Genomic DNA, 15,965 nt, shown 5'->3' with positions numbered 1-15,965 from the left:
CCCGCGACAGCAGCGGCATGCCGTGCATCATCGCGAACCTGCTCGGCTCCGAGGGACGATTGGCCCTTACATTGACAGCGGGTAACTGACGACTACCCGGGTCTGGTCCAGGTCGCTGTTGAAACTGCGGCGGTTGGTGGCGTTATTGATACGAAGGCTAAGCCGCCTGAACGTGCCGCTTTGAAAGGTGTAGCCGATCTCGGTGTCGCGCTCCCACTCCTTGCCATTACTGCCCTGCAAGGTGGTTGCGTTGTCGCCGCGACCATAGCGGACCATCGCCAGCAGTCCCGGTACGCCCAGAGCGGCAAAGTTGTAGTCATAGCGCACTTGCCAGGAACGCTCATCCGCTTGGCTGAAGTTTCCGTTGAACATGTCGTTGCCCAATGTCCGCCCGCTGCTGCCGTAGACCGACATCCAGGCGCTGTCACCGCTGACCCGCTGCACACCGAGGTACAGCGTATGCCCACCTGTCGCCGCCGATAACAAGGCATACCCGGTACGACTGTTGACCTGGCCGATACGGGCAGCCCCCTCGTCCGCGTCGATGAAGTACCCCAGGTTGGCACCCAGCACCCAATCGCCCACCGGCTGCTTGTGCAGCACATTCAAGTAGCTTTGCCGGTAGATGTCTTTCAGCTGTGAGTGCCACAACCCGACCTGCGTACGCTGCTCGTTGAAACGGTAGTCGGCCCCGGCATAGCTGAAGCGGTCAGAGGTCACACCCGGTGCAGCCCAGGCCGACAGATCCTGCATGTCCGAGGAGTTGCGCAGGCTCACAGCCCGGTATTGTCCCGCCTGCACCGCTAGCCCTTCGATCTCGCTGGACACCAGCATCGCCCCGCGAAAGGTTTGCGGTAGCAGCCGGCCATCGTCGTAACGCAGCAGCGGTATATCAGGCATCAACTCACCGACTTTCAACTCGGTGGCCGAAAAGCGCATTTTTGCCGCCAGGCCTGCACGACCGAAATTATCCGCCGCACGCCCATCATCATGCACCGGCAACAGCTCCGAACCACTGGCCGAGCGACTGCTGTCCAGCTTGACCCCGAGCATGGCAATTGCGTCCAGGCCAAAGCCCACCGGGCCCGGGGTGTAACCCGAATTGAATTTGAGAATGAAGCCCTGCGCCCATTCATCAACCTTGCTTTTACTGGCACCGGGATCACGAAAATCTCGGTTGAAGTAATAATTGCGCAACAGCAAATCCGTGGTTGCCCCTTCAAAAAATCCCTGCTCCTGTGCCAGCACCGGAGCGCACAGCGTTAACGACAGCAAGCCAATGGTGTGTTTCATTATTATTGTTCTCCATTTTTAGAGCGCAGCCGCTCCCCGCGACTGATAAAGCCCGCCCGGAAATGCGTGTGGAATATGCCCGGCTACCCGGGCATGGATTGAGTCGTGGCGTCAGGCTTGCGCCAGTGCCGGTTGCGTCTGCGGCCTGGCTGGCTTGAGCAGCAACAGGCAGCCGGCCGCGACCACAAACACGATGGCAAACACCCCGTACAGGTGCAGCGGTTGCCAGCCGGCATCAAGCAGGAATCCGGCCACCACCGGCGACAGGATTGCGCCAATCCGGCCAATCCCGATGCCCCAGCCCACCCCGGTCGCGCGCACCGACGCGTCATACACCATCGGCGACAACGCATAGAGCCCGGCAACGCAGCCATTGGAGAACAGCCCGATCAGCAGACCAAGCCCAAGTGCGGCCATCACCGAAGACCCTGAACCGACAAACAGCACGAGCAAACCGGCAGTGATCAACATGAACAGGGACAACACGCGCGTCAGCGGCCAGCGTGAAGACAGACCACCCACCAGGGCAGCCCCGAAGATCCCGCCCACACTGAGCAACACCCCGCCGGTTATCCCTTGTTGCGCCGACAGACCTGCAGACACCAACAGCTTGGGCGTCCAGCTCATCACAAAGTAGAAGCCGAACATCACCAGGAAGAACAGCAGCCAGATCAACAACGTGGTACGGCGCATCGCCGGCGCCAACAATTGCGTCAGGCCTTTGCCTGTCCCGGCCCCAGTGACGGCCCGCGGCGGTAACTGGTTCAAGCCCGGCTGGCCGAGACGTCGGGCCAGGCGATTGATGCGCTGCAGGGCCGAGGCAGGCCGGCGCGCCAGCAGAAAGTCCAGCGACTCGGGCAACCACAGCAGCACCAGCGGAATGACCGCCAGGGTGACAAGCCCGCCGAACAGGAAGACCGACCGCCAGCCCCAATGCGTCAGCAACCACACCGCCAGCAAACCACCCAGCGTGGCACCGAGGGCATAACCGGTGGATTGCAAACTCACGGCCAGCCCACGCCAGCGTTTGCTGGCATATTCACTGGCCAGCACGTTACTGCTGGCCAGAATCCCGCCGATTCCCAGGCCGGTGAGCCCGCGCAGTAGCGCCAATTGCACAGGCGTCTGACTCAAAGCCGAGAGCAACATGCCGCTCCCGGAAATCAGCAAACACAACACGATCAAGGGGCGCCGTCCGATGCGGTCCGCCCAAGGGGCGAGAAACAACGAACCGGCGGCCATACCAAACAATCCGGCACTGAGCAGCATGCCGATTTGCGCACCCTTCAGGCCCCACTCGGCCGACACCGAAGCGGCGGTGAACGCCATCACCAGTACGTCGAACCCGTCAATCATGTTCAAGACAATACAAATACCGATCGCGAGCCATTGAAAAGCGCTCATCGGACCGTTATCCACGGTGGCTTTCAAATCGACAGTCATGGTCGCACCTGCGGTTTGCAGAGGGTGATGCACACGGAGCTAAAACAAGCAGAACTCAGGCAGTTCTGTGCCCTGGATAAGTCATTCATGACGAGGCCCTTTTTTTGTATTTTTTATGGGCGACGGTCTGGAGGGGATCCGGCCATCACCGGAAGCTAGTCAACCCGCTAATGGATCCATAGACAAGATGATCGGTGAGCGAAACCAGTGACTCAGCGCCACAGATCGGCTAACTCACTCAAGATATAATCTTTAATATCAATCACTTATCTTAGTAACCCATGCCTGATATTACTGTGCGATTATCGATCACAATCCGCGTAATGGCTGCCCTTACAGTCGAAATATGCCAAATCCCGGCATAATCCTGATCGGGTGCCGCTCATTGGATCCATTGCCCCCAGAAAATACGCCCGGGCCTTGCGGCTTTTCGCTGGACCGTTGAGGCGCAGGCACGGCGTTTGTTTAGACACCGGCGATGTCAGGATTCAAACGTTTGAACCTCCCACGCTGTTTTTAACTGCTATCAAAGAGGCAGACCATTTACCCCAACACACTGTCCAAGGAATCACTCCATGCCGCCCGCCCAGCCTGCCGCCCCCTCGACAAAAGGTTTGTTTGGCGTCTTTTGCCTGAGCAGTTACCTGTTGTCGGTCTCTTACGGCAGCACGTTTTTACTGGCCGTGATGCTCAAGACCCAAGGCGGCAGCGAGTCCGACGCCGGTACCGTGATTTCAGCCGCCATGTTCAGCACCTTTATGGCCGTGCTTTTTTCCGGGCATCTGACCGATAAATTCGGTGCCACCAAAACCATTGCGGCGGCAGCACTGCTATTGGCCGGTGCGTGCGCAGGCTTTGCAGCCGTTCCGGCGTTCGGGGCTGCGATGCTGGGTTTCGGCCTGCTGCTGGGCTTTGGCTGGGGGCTGTTCTACACCCTGGGGCCGATTGTTGTGTCGATGCTCATCGAACCCGCAAGGCGAGTGAAATACTTCGCCCTGCTCTCGGGCAGCATGATGAGCGGGATCGGGACCGGCCCCTTGCTCGGGCGTGTCGCCGAAGCCTTGGGCTATCCGCTGGAATCGGCATTTGTGCTAGCGGCGATCGCCAGCCTGGTGGGCGGTGTGCTGTTTGCCCTGATCGGTCCCCGGGTTCAACACCAGCAAGCCATGCAAGGCACCGTCAGCGTGTGCAGAATCACCCTTCGGGCCACCCGTTTGGTGCTGAGCTCCAAAGCGGTGTTCGCCATTATGATGGTCGGCCTGGGCGGAGCAATTTTCGGCGGGCTGTCGAGCTTCCAGACGACTTACGCCACGCTTAAGCAGCTGGATTACTCGTTGTTCTTTCTCGGTTTCATGTGCGCCGTGATCACATGCCGACTGTTGGTTGCCGGGTTTATCGTCAAGCGCGATCCCTATGTGACCGCCTGTATCCTGACCGCCCTGATCGTGGCCTCGGTGCTGATGCTGATGTTCTCGGTCAGCTCCAGTGCAACCTATTTGATGGCGGCGGTGACCTTGGGTGTCGGTTATGGCCTCACCTACTCGGTGATCAACGGGCTGGCCGCCAACGAAGCCCCGGCCGGGTACACGGCGCAAGCCTTGGTGTTATTCAGCCTGGCGTACTTTATCGGCGTGTTCGGGTTCCCGTGGTTCGCCGGGCAAATCATCGTCAGCTACGGCATCCCTGCCCTGCTTTCAGTCATCCTGGTCATCGCCCTGTGCAACTGGCTGATTACCCTCGGCCGTGTGCTGTGGCGGCGGGCGCGCCAGGGCGACGCCGGCACGCCGTCCAAACCGCTGGCCTCAGCGCGTTGACCCCTCGTTCGGGCAGCCTGGATCGGCCCCCTCGCCCATTATCTGGCAGCGTCCACAGGGTCATCACGTAGCCGATGCACCAGAGGCCAGCTCGTGATGGGTGTTTTAACGGCGCCAGTTCTTGCGCCGTTGAAACACGCTCAGGTCCGGTCAGCACCGGCTTTTCTAGCGCCCGTGTCCAGGTGCGCGGCCAGTGCCTTGGCCTGCAGGGCGACGTCGGTGACGGCAGTGCTCTCCCACCATTGGCCGCGCAAGGGTGGGCCCATGGCAAACAACCGTTGCGCCGGCACAGACTCGGTATTCAACACCGCACCATTGATATCGGCCGCGATTCCCAGGCCCAGGTTGCCAGGCTGGATCAGCCCGCGCTGCAACAGGTTTCTGGGCAAGGCCTTATCCACCCGGCGCCAGTCGTATTCGATACCGGTGGAGTTGATCAACCCATGGCCTTCAACCACGCTCACCTGTGCCTGCCCGCGATAGCGCAGGCGGATCCGGGGCAGCCCGCTTTCGGAACGTTCCACCCCTTGCAACGATGCGGCGCGGATACTCAGACGCCCTTCACTCAACAACCGCTGCAGCAAGCCATGGCCCTGGGGTGGCGAACGGTGGTGATGGCTTTCCCACCACGGTCGCACATGCCGCACGAACTGGCGGCGCTGCACGTCGGTGGCCTGGCTCCAGAGCCGAGCGATATGAACCCGCACCGTGTCCAGCGGTGCCTGCCAGTCAACCCCGGCCGCCTCGGCCAGACCGCACTGGCGCCGCAGTTCACGCATCAGCTGCAAGGGGCTGCGCAGGTGCGGTGACCGATCCAGAAAGTCCTCCCAGGCGGGTGGCTGACGGCGCACATGCGGTAACAACCCGTGCCGCGAGTACACCTCGATCGGTCCGCGATGACCGGCCTGGTTCAGGGTTTCCAGCGCGTCGACCATCGTCAGCCCGGAGCCGATGATCAACACCCGCGCGTCGACCGGCAGAGCCCGCAAGGCCTCGACATCCCACGGATCCAGGGCCGTGGCATTGAGTCCGCTGGATTGACGCTGGGCCGTGCGCGCGGCCGGGAACATACCCGTTGCCAACACCACCGCACCGGCTTGCCATTGCTCACCGCCCTTGAGGGTCACGCTGAACCCGTGTGCACGGGGTTGCACATCGACCGCTTCATCGCGCACATGCGTCAGGCTTGAGCCACGGGCCGAGCCGATCGCCAGCGCTTCGGACAAGCGTTGCCGGGCGTACGTTCCGAACAGCCCGCGCGGCGGGAACAGCTGCGCAACCGGCACTGACTGTGCGGCGGATTCAGGCCATCCGCCGTGGGCAATGTGCGCCTCCAGCCAGCGGGTCAGGTCGTCGGGATCGTCCGGTTCGACGCTCATCCGCGCCGCGTTACCGTTGAGGGTGTGGCCCAGTTCAGTCGCACTGTAGGCTTCTCCGCGCCCCAATTCGGCCCGGGGCTCCACTACCACAATGCGCCGGGCATCCGCCAAGCGCAGCAGTTGCATGGCCAGCAGATTGCCGCTCAGGCCACCGCCAATAATCAGGACATCGGCCTCGCGGATGCCAGGGTTTGCCTGTCCGGCCAAGGGCTCGCGCATGGTGACTCCCTCACTCGTCGATAGGACGGGCCCGCTCAGCCAGGCCCGGTTCAATGGAGCGCAGATCCTGCGACGAGTCCCCCTCCGCTGTCCAGCACCGTGTCCCAGCATCCCGTCCCGACCATATCGTTATTCCTTAACGGTATTTAAAATAAATTTCTTATGCTTATATATTCATTCCCCTGCGTACAGGCCGACCAATCGGCGCGCCGCACGAAATGAACCCGCACGGGCTATCCGTGAGTTTCTGATCGACATGCGCGCCACTGAGCGTGCTCTGCGTGGGAGTGATTTATGTCTGCACCGTCTGCCTCTGCGATCGCCGCGAGCATCGCCCCCCAATCGTTCGAAGTCCGCCCGTTCAATGGCGCGGTGGGTGCCGAAATCATCGGCCTTGATCTGGCGTTGCCAATCAACGACCAGGACTTCGCCCGCCTTCATCGGGCCCACCTGGAGCATCACGTGGTGGTGTTTCGTGATCAACACATTACCCCGCAACAACAGATCGCTTTCAGCCGCCGGTTCGGCGTGTTGCAGATCCACGTGCTCAAACAGTTTTTGCTGAGCGGCCACCCGGAAATCCTCATCGTCTCCAACATCATCGAGAACGGCCAATCCATCGGCCTGGGCGATGCCGGCAAGTTCTGGCACTCCGATCTCTCGTACAAGGAGCTGCCGAGTCTGGGCTCGATGCTGCACGCCCAGGAGCTGCCTTCCGAGGGTGGCGACACCTTGTTCGCTGACATGCACAAAGCCTGGGACACCCTGCCGCAAGCACTGCGCACGGCGGTTGCAGGCCGATCGGCCGCGCACTCCTACACCGCGCGTTACAGCGAGACCCGGTTCGAAGGCAACTGGCGTCCGACCTTGACCCCGGAACAACTCGCCGAAGTCAGGGAAGTGGTTCACCCCATCGTTCGCACCCACCCGGAAAACGCCCGCAAAGCACTGTTCGTCAGCGAAGGCTTCACCACCCGCATCGTCGGTCTGCCCGAGGATGAAAGCCGGCAATTGCTGGCGCAGCTCTATGCCCACAGCGTCCAGCCGGAACATATCTATCGCCATGCCTGGCAGCCCGGCGACCTCGTGTTCTGGGACAACCGCTCGCTGATCCACCTCGCGGCAGGATGCCCGAGTCATCTGCGGCGCAAGCTCTATCGCACCACCATTCAGGGCGACGCCCCTTACTGATCGGCTACGTCATGTCCATGACCAGGAGCACTCACATGTCCAAACGCATTAACGCTGTAGCAACCCGTATCGGCCTGGGCCTCAGCCTGCTCACCAGCAGCCTGTTTGCCCCCGGCATGGCCCAAGCCGAAGGCGAGATCCGCATCGCCGAACAATTCGGGATCGTTTACCTGCTGCTCAATGTGGTGCGCGATCAGCATCTGATCGAAAAATATGGCAAGCAAGAAGGTATCGACATCAAGGTCGACTGGACGCAACTGTCCGGCGGTGCAGCCGTCAACGATGCGCTGCTCTCAGGCTCGATTGATATCGCGGGCGCCGGGGTTGGCCCGCTGCTGACCATCTGGGACCGCACCCGCGGCAAACAGAACGTCAAGGCCGTGGCGTCTCTGGGCAACTTTCCGTACTACCTGGTGAGCAATAACCCGAAGGTCAAGACCATCGCCGACTTTACCGAGAAAGACCGCATCGCCGTGCCCGCGGTCGGCGTTTCCGTGCAATCGCGCTTCCTGCAGTACGCCGCGGCCAGGCAATGGGGCGACAAGGATTTCAACCGTCTCGACAAATACACCCTCGCCATCCCGCACCCGGATGCCACCGCTGCTTTGATCGCCGGGGGCACTGAATTGACCGGGCATTTTTCCAACCCGCCGTTCCAGGATCAGGCGCTGAAAAACCCGAACGTGCATGTCGTACTCAATACCTACGACCTGCTGGGGCCAAACTCGCCCACGGTGCTGTTCGCCACCGAGAAGTTTCGCGACGAAAACCCGAAAACCTACAAAGCCTTCGTTGATGCCCTGACGGAAGCTGCCACGTTTGCACAGAACGACAAAGGCGCGGCGGCGGACACATACATCCGGGTCACCAAGGCCAAAATCGACCGCGCCGACTTACTGAACATCATCGATAACCCGCAATTCGAATTCAGCGTCACGCCAAAAAACACCTATCCCCTGGCCGAATTTCTTTATCGCGTGGGTGCCATTAAACACAAACCTGAATCCTGGAAAGACTACTTCTTCCAGGATGCAAAACCGCTGCAAGGGAGCTGACAGAACATGAACGCGCATGTGCAAGGCCACGCGGCCAGCAACCCCCTCGCAACCGCTCCGGCCCTGCTGTCGGTCGACCAGGTCAGCCTCGAATACCGCACGGCGCAGCGCGTGGTCCGGGCCACTCACCAGGTCAGCTTCGAGATCGACCCGGGCGACCGCTTCGTGCTGCTCGGCCCTTCGGGTTGCGGTAAATCGACATTGCTCAAGGCCGTGGCCGGGTTTATCCAGCCCTGCGAAGGGCAGATCCGCCTGCAAGGGCAAACGGTCAACGCGCCAGGGCCGGACCGGATCGTGGTGTTTCAGGAGTTCGATCAGTTGCCGCCCTGGAAGACCGTCAAGCAGAACGTCATGTTCCCGCTGCTCGCCTCAAACACCCTTAAGCGCCGCGAAGCTGAGGAGCGGGCGCTGCACTATCTGGACAAAGTCGGCCTGGCCGCGTTTGCAGACGCCTACCCGCATACGTTGTCCGGGGGCATGAAGGCGCGCGTGGCGATTGCCCGGGCGTTGGCCATGCAACCCAAGATCCTGTTGATGGACGAACCCTTTGCGGCCCTCGACGCTCTGACCCGACGCAAGATGCAAGAGGAATTGCTGCTGCTCTGGGAAGAAGTCCGTTTCACCCTGCTGTTTGTCACGCATTCCATCGAAGAGGCGCTGGTGATCGGTAACCGGATCCTGCTGCTGTCGCCGCATCCGGGACGGGTCCGGGCCGAGATCCATAGCCATCAGTACGGTTTGCACAGCCTTGCAGGGATTGAATTCCAGCAGTCGGCGCGGCGCATCCATCGGTTGTTGTTTGATGAGGGGCAGGTTCAGGACACCGAGCCTGAACTGGATTTCGCCGATATCCGCATCGCCTATTAAGCAAGGAGAAGCACCCGATGAGCCATTCACCTTCTGCACGCCAGGAATACGAAGTGGTGCTTGAGCCGCTGCTGAGCGTTGCGCTGGAACGAGAACTGCCCCTTGCGCAACGCCTGTGGCAGCAAGGCTGGTTACGCAAAAGCCTGATCCTGATCTTGCTGGCGGTCCTGTGGGAACTGGTTGCGCGCTATCAGAATAACGACCTGCTGCTACCCGGCTTCACGCAAACCGCCAGCGCCCTGTACGACGGGCTGCGCAGCGGCGAACTTTTCGACAAGGTGGGGATTTCGCTGGTGGTGCTGCTCAAGGGTTACCTGATCGGCATCGCCCTGGCGTTCGCCTTGACCACCCTGGCGGTCTCGACCCGGTTTGGTCGCGACCTGCTGAGCACCCTGACCTCAATGTTCAACCCGTTGCCGGCGATCGCACTGCTGCCACTGGCCCTGCTGTGGTTCGGCCTGGGCCAGAACAGCCTGATTTTCGTGCTGGTGCATTCGGTGCTTTGGGCCCTGGCCTTGAACACCTACGCAGGCTTTCGCGGCGTCTCGGAAACCCTGCGCATGGCCGGGCGCAACTACGGCTTGAAAGGCATTCGTTTCGTGCTGTTCATCCTGATTCCCGCTGCACTGCCCTCTATCCTCGCCGGGCTGAAAATCGGCTGGGCATTCGCCTGGCGTACCCTGATCGCCGCCGAACTGGTGTTCGGCGCGACCAGCGGCAAGGGCGGACTGGGCTGGTACATCTTCCAGAACCGCAATGAGCTGTACACCGACAAGGTCTTTGCCGGGCTGGCCGTGGTGATCATTATCGGCTTGCTGGTCGAAAACCTGGTGTTCGATACGCTGGAGCGAGTGACCGTGAAGCGCTGGGGAATGCAGCGCTGATCAAATGACTGGCGGTTCAACCGGGGTTGAACCGTCAGGCGCGGGCTTATCCGCCTCTGAGCGCTCGGGCATCAACGTTGCAATCAACGCCCGTACGGTGCCCGGCAATGCATCGAGTTCACGCACCAGAATGCTGCGTTCGCGCACGGCCCAAGGCTCGTCGAGTTCAATGGTGACCAGTTGCATGGTCCGACTGTGGCGCATGGCTGCGGATTCAGGGAGGACACCGATACCTACCCCGGCTTCCACCATGCGGCAGATCGCTTCGAAGCTGGAGACCTGGATCCTCAATGACAGGTTCAGACCGAGCCGTTCAACGTGGTCGCGCAGGAAGCTCAGCAAGGTGCTGCCTTCATGCAAGCCGATGTGCTGAAACGCCAGGGTTTCTTTCAGTGTGACTTTCTTGTGGGTCGCCAGCTCATGCCCCACGGGCACGGTGAGCACCAGACGGTCGGTGCTGAAGTGAATCACCTGCAAACCGGTCGCTTCGACCGGGCCGGCAATGATCCCCATGTCGGTGCTGCCATCCAGCACGCCGCGCACGATGTCCCGGGACAAACGCTCCTGCAGGTCCACCGTTACGCCAGGCCGTTTGGCGAGAAAACCGGCCAGCACCTCCGGCAGAAACTCGGTCACCGCCGTGGTATTGGCAAAAATCCGGATGTGCCCGGCTGAATCAATGCCGAAATGAGTGAACTCGGCTTTCAGGTAGTCCACCTGGCTCATGATCAAGCGTGCATGCCTGAGCAGCTTCTGCCCGGCCGGCGTCAGCTCCACGCCTCGACTGTCGCGGTAGAGCAGACGGGTGCCGAGCTGGCCTTCAAGCGCCTTAATCCGGGCGCTGGCGGCAGCCGGTGAAAGAAATGCGCGGCGAGCCCCCTGGGTCAGGCTTGGCGACTCACCGATATGAATGAAAAGACGCAGATCCGCCAGGTCGAAGTGCATGGTTATGTCCGGACATCCCAAAGAGCGTTCAGCATACCCGAACGCCGGTTTATGCAAATGCAAATTCTCAGAATGCCGGGCCGCTCCCATGATCCGTACATAACAACAAATGCAGAGGGTGCCTGGATATGACAGTTTCAGCTTCACCGACGGATTTCAGTGCCTGGATCGGCCGCACGGAAGAGGCCCATGACGTGCTGAGCCGCAACCTGGTCAAACGCATCGCCGCGACCTTCGGCGAAACCACGCCCGCCGATGGCGAGCCGTTGCCGCCGTTGTGGCAGTGGTGTTTTTTCCAGGAACCGGTGTTTGAAACACTACTGGGCGGCGATGGTCATCCGGCACGGGGCGGCTTCCTGCCCCCCGCCGACACCCGCAATCGCATGTGGGCCGGTGGCCGGGTCGAGTTCATCGAGCCACTCAGGGTCGGTGCCGACGCCCACCGCTTGTCGACCATCCTGCAGATCGAGGAAAAACACGGCCGTACCGGTTCGCTGCTGTTCGTCACGGTCCGGCACGACTACTCGCAGCAGGGCCAGCTGTGCGTGCGCGAAGAACAGGACATCGTCTACCGTGAACCCAACCCGCCCAAGCTCAACAGCGGCGCTGCCCCGGCACCCGGCGACTGGAGTGAAACCATCGCACCGACGCCCACCCTGCTGTTTCGCTACTCCGCCGTGACCTTCAATGGCCACCGCATTCATTACGACTATCCCTATGCCACGGGGACCGAGGGCTACCCGGATCTGGTGGTGCACGGACCGATGATCGCCACCTTCAATCTGCGCGCCTTCATCCGCGCCAACCCCGGCAAACGTGTACGGCATTTCGCTTATCGAGGCGTACGCCCGCTGAACGTACCCACGCCCTTTCAGGTCGGCGGCCGTCTCGTCGAGGCAGGCAAGGCGCAATTGTGGGCGGGCAACGCGGCAGGCGTGGCCCAGAGCGCCGAGGTCGTTTTCGACTGAAACCCTTTTCCGTGAGCACGCTGCCTGGCCAGAGGCAGCACGCGGCCGACCGATCTTGAGAGAACAACCATGAACCCCAATAACAACGAAGACCTCAATGCCATCCGCGAGGGTGTGCGTGCCCTGTGCGCCGAATTCGATGCGGCCTACTGGCGCAGGATCGACGAAGAAAAAGGCTTTCCCGAAGCCTTCGTCAAGGCCCTGACCGATGCTGGCTGGTTGTCGGCCATGATCCCGGTCGAATATGGCGGCTCGGGCCTGGGGCTGGCCGAAGCCTCGGTCATTCTTGAAGAAGTGAATGCCTGCGGGGGCAATTCCGGCACCGTCCACGGCCAGATGTACAACATGTTCACCCTGCTGCGTCACGGCAGCGAAACGCAGAAACGCTATTACCTGCCGAAACTGGCCAGCGGTGAGCTGCGCCTGCAATCGATGGGCGTGACCGAGCCCACCACCGGCACCGACACCACCAAAATCAAGACCACCGCCGTCAGGCAGGGTGACAAGTACGTGATCAACGGCCAGAAGGTCTGGATCTCGCGGGTTCAACACTCCGACCTGATGATCCTTCTGGCGCGCACCACGCCGCTGGCCGAGGTCAAGAAAAAATCCGAAGGCATGTCGATTTTCCTGGTCGACCTGCGCGATGCCATCGGCAAAGGGCTGACCGTGCAACCCATCGCCAACATGGTCAACCATGAAACCAACGAACTGTTCTTCGACAACCTCGAACTGCCGGCCGACAGCCTGATCGGTGAAGAAGGCAAAGGCTTCAGATACATCCTCGATGGCCTCAACGCCGAACGGACGCTGATCGCCGCCGAGTGCATCGGTGACGGTCGCTGGTTCATCGAAAAAGCCAGCGCCTATGCCCGCGACCGCGTGGTCTTCGGTCGCCCGATCGGGCAGAACCAGGGCGTGCAATTCCCGATCGCCGAAGCGCATATCGAGATCGAAGCCGCCGACCTGATGCGCTGGCGCGCTTGCGAGGAATACGACAGCGGGATCAATGCCGGGGCCAGCGCCAACATGGCCAAGTACCTGGCGGCCAAGGCCTCATGGGAAGCGGCCAATGCCTGCCTGCAAACCCACGGCGGCTTCGGTTTTGCCTGCGAATACGACGTGGAGCGCAAATTCCGCGAGACCCGTCTGTACCAGGTGGCACCGATCTCCACCAACCTGATCCTGTCTTATGTCGCCGAGCACTTGCTCGAACTGCCGCGCAGCTTCTGAGGGCCTGTCCATGAGTCATACCCACGCTTTGGCCTCGTTCCTGGCCGACCTGCACTACGATCAGGTGCCCGACGCCGTACTGGCCCGCACCGAAGACCTGTTCCTCGACTGGATCGGCTCAGCCCTGGCCAGCCAGGGCGCACGGCCGGTGCCGCTGTTTGAACGCTATGCCGAGCGCATGGGCCCGGCCGACGGGGCCGCCAGGATCCTGGTCAGCGGACGCGGCACCTCTGCCCACTTCGCAGCGTTCGTCAACGGCGCCTCTTCGCACCTGGTGGAACAGGATGACCTGCACAACAGTTCAGTGCTGCACCCGGCAACGGTCGTGTTCTCGGCAGTCCTGGCAGCCGCCCAGGACCTCGGCAAATCCGGCAAGGACCTGCTCCTGGCGTCGGTCGCCGGCTACGAGGCCGGAATTCGTATCGGCGAGTTCCTCGGGCGTTCGCACTACCGGATCTTCCACACCACCGCCACGGTCGGCACCCTGGCCGCTGCCGTAGGCGTGGGCAAGTTGCTGGGTTTTGACAAAGAGCAGTTCATCAACCTGCTGGGCAGCGCTGGGACCCAGGCCGCCGGCCTGTGGGAGTTCCTGCGCGATGCCGCCGACTCCAAGCAATTGCATACCGCCAAGGCCGCTGCCGACGGCCTGCTTGCCGCCTATATGACCGAAGACGGGCTGACGGGTGCGCGCAACATCCTGGAAGGCGAGCAAGGCATGGCGGCGGGCATGTCGAGCGATGCGCAGCCGGCCAAATTGTCAGAAGGCCTGGGCACGCGCTGGGCGCTGGTAGAAACCTCGTTCAAGTTCCACGCCTCGTGCCGCCATACGCACCCCGCCGCCGATGCCTTGCTGCTCCTGATGCAACGCGAAGGCCTGCGCCATGAGCAGATTGAGCGGGTCGTCACACAGGTCCACCAGGGCGCGATTGACGTGCTCGGCCGGGTCGTGAAGCCGACCACCGTACACCAGGCCAAGTTTTCCATGGGCACCGTGCTGGGGCTGATCGCCGTGCATGGCAGCGCCCAATTGACCGAGTTCCGCGACTTTGCCCTGACCGATGCCGACGTCGACGCCTTTCGCGAGAAAGTCAGCATGACACTGGACCCTGAAGTCGATGCGGCTTACCCGGGGCGCTGGCTGGGCCGCGTGACCGTCACCACGACCGACGGCCGAACCCTGCGCGCGGCCATCGACGAACCCAAAGGCGACCCGGGCAACACGCTGTCGCGGCCGGAGCTGGAGGCCAAATTCCAGCGCCTGCTGGCGTACTCCGGGGCTCGGACCGAAGCGCAAGGCAAGGCACTGATCGAAAAGGTCTGGCATCTGCGTGATGCACAGGCGCTGGCGGATCTGATTTAGCAGGTGGCGCACAGTCCGCGACGGCAAGCGAAGGTGCACGGCTCGAGCACATAGGTGAACACAATGACTCAACTCACTCCCCGCCCGCTGGACGGCATCACCGTCATCAGCCTGGAACACGCCATTGCGGCGCCCTTCTGTACCCGGCAACTGGCCGACCTGGGCGCCCGCGTGGTGAAGGTCGAGCGCCCCGGCAGCGGCGATTTCGCCCGCGGCTACGATCAGCGTGTCGACGGTCTGGCCTCGCACTTCGTCTGGACCAACCGCTCCAAGGAAAGCCTGACCCTGGACCTGAAACAGGACGCCGCAGGCGGCATTCTTGAATCACTGCTCGGCATGGCCGACGTGCTGGTGCAGAACCTGGCGCCGGGCGCCGCTTCGCGCATGGGGCTGTCTTTCGAGGCGCTGCACAAACGCTTCCCCCGGCTTATCGTTTGCGATATCTCCGGCTACGGCGAAGGCGGGCCGTATGAAAAGAAAAAGGCCTACGACCTGCTGATCCAGAGCGAAGGCGGCTTTCTTTCGGTCACTGGTGGCCCGGGCGAAGACGAAATGGCCAAGGCCGGTTGCTCCATCGCCGACATCGCGGCAGGCATGTACGCCTACACCGGCATCCTGTCAGCGCTGATGCTGCGCGAAAAAACCGGTATTGGCAGCCGCATCGATGTGTCGATGCTGGAAAGCCTGGTGGAGTGGATGGGCTACCCGATGTACTACGCCTACAACGGCGCGCCGCCACCGGCACGGGCCGGGGCGTCACACTCGACCATTTATCCCTATGGGCCGTTCCCCACCGGCGGTGGCGGCACCATCATGCTGGGCCTGCAAAACGAGCGTGAATGGGCGCTGTTCTGCGAAAAGGTCCTGCTCGACACCTCGCTGGCCACAGACGAGCGTTTCTCTGCGAACTTCAAGCGCTCGGAAAACCGCGAGGCACTGAGGCAGATCATTGTCGACCGTTTCGCCCCGCTGTCGGTCGACGACGTTGTTGCGCGGCTCGAAGACGCGCAAATCGCCAATGCACGGGTCAATGACATGCAGGGCGTTTGGGATCACCCCCAGCTCAAGGCTCGCGATCGCTGGCGCGAAGTGGACAGCCCCAGCGGCAAGTTGCCGTCCTTGCTGCCCCCCGGGCGCAACGCTGCCTTCACGCCGCGAATGGGCCCCGTGCCGGGCCTGGGGCAGCACACCCACGGGATTCTGGATGAGCTGGGGTTCTCTGCGGATGAACAGGCCCGACTCGCCGCAGACGGCGTGGTCTGAAGCCTTTATCCGCAGACGCATCCCGACCGTGGGCGGTACTGGCTCACGCTG

General features: G+C 61.8%; 13 protein-coding genes. 9 read left to right on the top strand and 4 right to left on the bottom strand.

The window, feature by feature from the left end:
* Positions 1-66: 66 nt before the first annotated feature.
* Together AWM69_RS21555 and AWM69_RS21550 are read right to left on the bottom strand one after the other, a co-directional pair.
* Positions 67-1,293, bottom strand: a complete 1,227-nt coding sequence (locus AWM69_RS21555) for an OprD family porin (protein ID WP_131654110.1) — start codon at positions 1,291-1,293, stop codon at positions 67-69.
* 111 nt (positions 1,294-1,404) lie between these two features.
* Complete coding sequence (locus tag AWM69_RS21550; protein WP_131654111.1) at positions 1,405-2,736, bottom strand: MFS transporter; 1,332 nt, start codon at positions 2,734-2,736, stop codon at positions 1,405-1,407.
* A gap of 575 nt (positions 2,737-3,311) precedes the next feature.
* Between AWM69_RS21550 and AWM69_RS21545 the strand changes: the two genes are divergently transcribed.
* Positions 3,312-4,550: an MFS transporter gene (locus AWM69_RS21545; protein ID WP_218728402.1), complete on the top strand. Its 1,239-nt coding sequence runs from the start codon at positions 3,312-3,314 to the stop codon at positions 4,548-4,550.
* A gap of 140 nt (positions 4,551-4,690) precedes the next feature.
* On the opposite strand, the gene AWM69_RS21540 is transcribed toward AWM69_RS21545, so the two are convergent.
* Entirely contained in the window at positions 4,691-6,148 is a 1,458-nt protein-coding gene (locus tag AWM69_RS21540; RefSeq protein WP_218728400.1) for an FAD/NAD(P)-binding protein, read from the bottom strand.
* 294 nt (positions 6,149-6,442) lie between these two features.
* Here AWM69_RS21540 and AWM69_RS21535 point away from each other — a divergent pair, with 294 nt between their 5' ends.
* Genes AWM69_RS21535 through AWM69_RS21520 form a run of 4 tightly spaced genes read left to right on the top strand, consistent with a single transcriptional unit; the run spans position 6,443 to position 10,145 of the window.
* Positions 6,443-7,339 (top strand): TauD/TfdA family dioxygenase, encoded by an 897-nt coding sequence (locus AWM69_RS21535; RefSeq protein ID WP_218728399.1) that lies wholly within the window; start codon positions 6,443-6,445, stop codon positions 7,337-7,339.
* Positions 7,340-7,374: 35 nt separating this feature from the next.
* Positions 7,375-8,394 (top strand): ABC transporter substrate-binding protein, encoded by a 1,020-nt coding sequence (locus tag AWM69_RS21530; protein ID WP_218728397.1) that lies wholly within the window; start codon positions 7,375-7,377, stop codon positions 8,392-8,394.
* A gap of 6 nt (positions 8,395-8,400) precedes the next feature.
* Positions 8,401-9,261, top strand: a complete 861-nt coding sequence (locus AWM69_RS21525) for an ABC transporter ATP-binding protein (RefSeq protein WP_218728396.1) — start codon at positions 8,401-8,403, stop codon at positions 9,259-9,261.
* Between the two features lie 17 nt (positions 9,262-9,278).
* Positions 9,279-10,145 carry an ABC transporter permease gene (locus tag AWM69_RS21520; protein WP_131654117.1) on the top strand — a complete coding sequence of 289 codons (867 nt, stop codon included), beginning with the start codon at positions 9,279-9,281 and terminating at the stop codon, positions 10,143-10,145.
* Here AWM69_RS21520 and AWM69_RS21515 read toward each other — a convergent pair whose 3' ends face one another.
* Positions 10,146-11,090, bottom strand: a complete 945-nt coding sequence (locus AWM69_RS21515) for a LysR family transcriptional regulator (RefSeq protein ID WP_218728394.1) — start codon at positions 11,088-11,090, stop codon at positions 10,146-10,148.
* 128 nt (positions 11,091-11,218) lie between these two features.
* On the opposite strand from AWM69_RS21515, the gene AWM69_RS21510 reads away from it, so the two are divergent.
* The 4 genes from AWM69_RS21510 (at position 11,219) to AWM69_RS21495 (ending at position 15,914) form a co-directional block, all read left to right on the top strand.
* Positions 11,219-12,058, top strand: coding sequence for a MaoC family dehydratase N-terminal domain-containing protein (locus AWM69_RS21510; RefSeq protein ID WP_218728392.1), 840 nt, complete (start codon positions 11,219-11,221; stop codon positions 12,056-12,058).
* Positions 12,059-12,127: 69 nt separating this feature from the next.
* Positions 12,128-13,291, top strand: coding sequence for an acyl-CoA dehydrogenase family protein (locus AWM69_RS21505; protein WP_218728391.1), 1,164 nt, complete (start codon positions 12,128-12,130; stop codon positions 13,289-13,291).
* Positions 13,292-13,301: 10 nt separating this feature from the next.
* A complete protein-coding gene (locus AWM69_RS21500; RefSeq protein WP_218728389.1) occupies positions 13,302-14,651 on the top strand; it encodes an MmgE/PrpD family protein in 1,350 nt (449 codons plus the stop codon).
* 63 nt (positions 14,652-14,714) lie between these two features.
* Entirely contained in the window at positions 14,715-15,914 is a 1,200-nt protein-coding gene (locus tag AWM69_RS21495; RefSeq protein ID WP_131654122.1) for a CaiB/BaiF CoA-transferase family protein, read from the top strand.
* Positions 15,915-15,965 lie beyond the last annotated feature (51 nt).

The organism is Pseudomonas sp. D1HM (assembly GCF_019266105.1).
Taxonomy (GTDB): Bacteria; Pseudomonadota; Gammaproteobacteria; order Pseudomonadales; family Pseudomonadaceae; genus Aquipseudomonas; species Aquipseudomonas taetrolens.
This window is presented reverse-complemented; position numbering and strand designations above follow the sequence as displayed.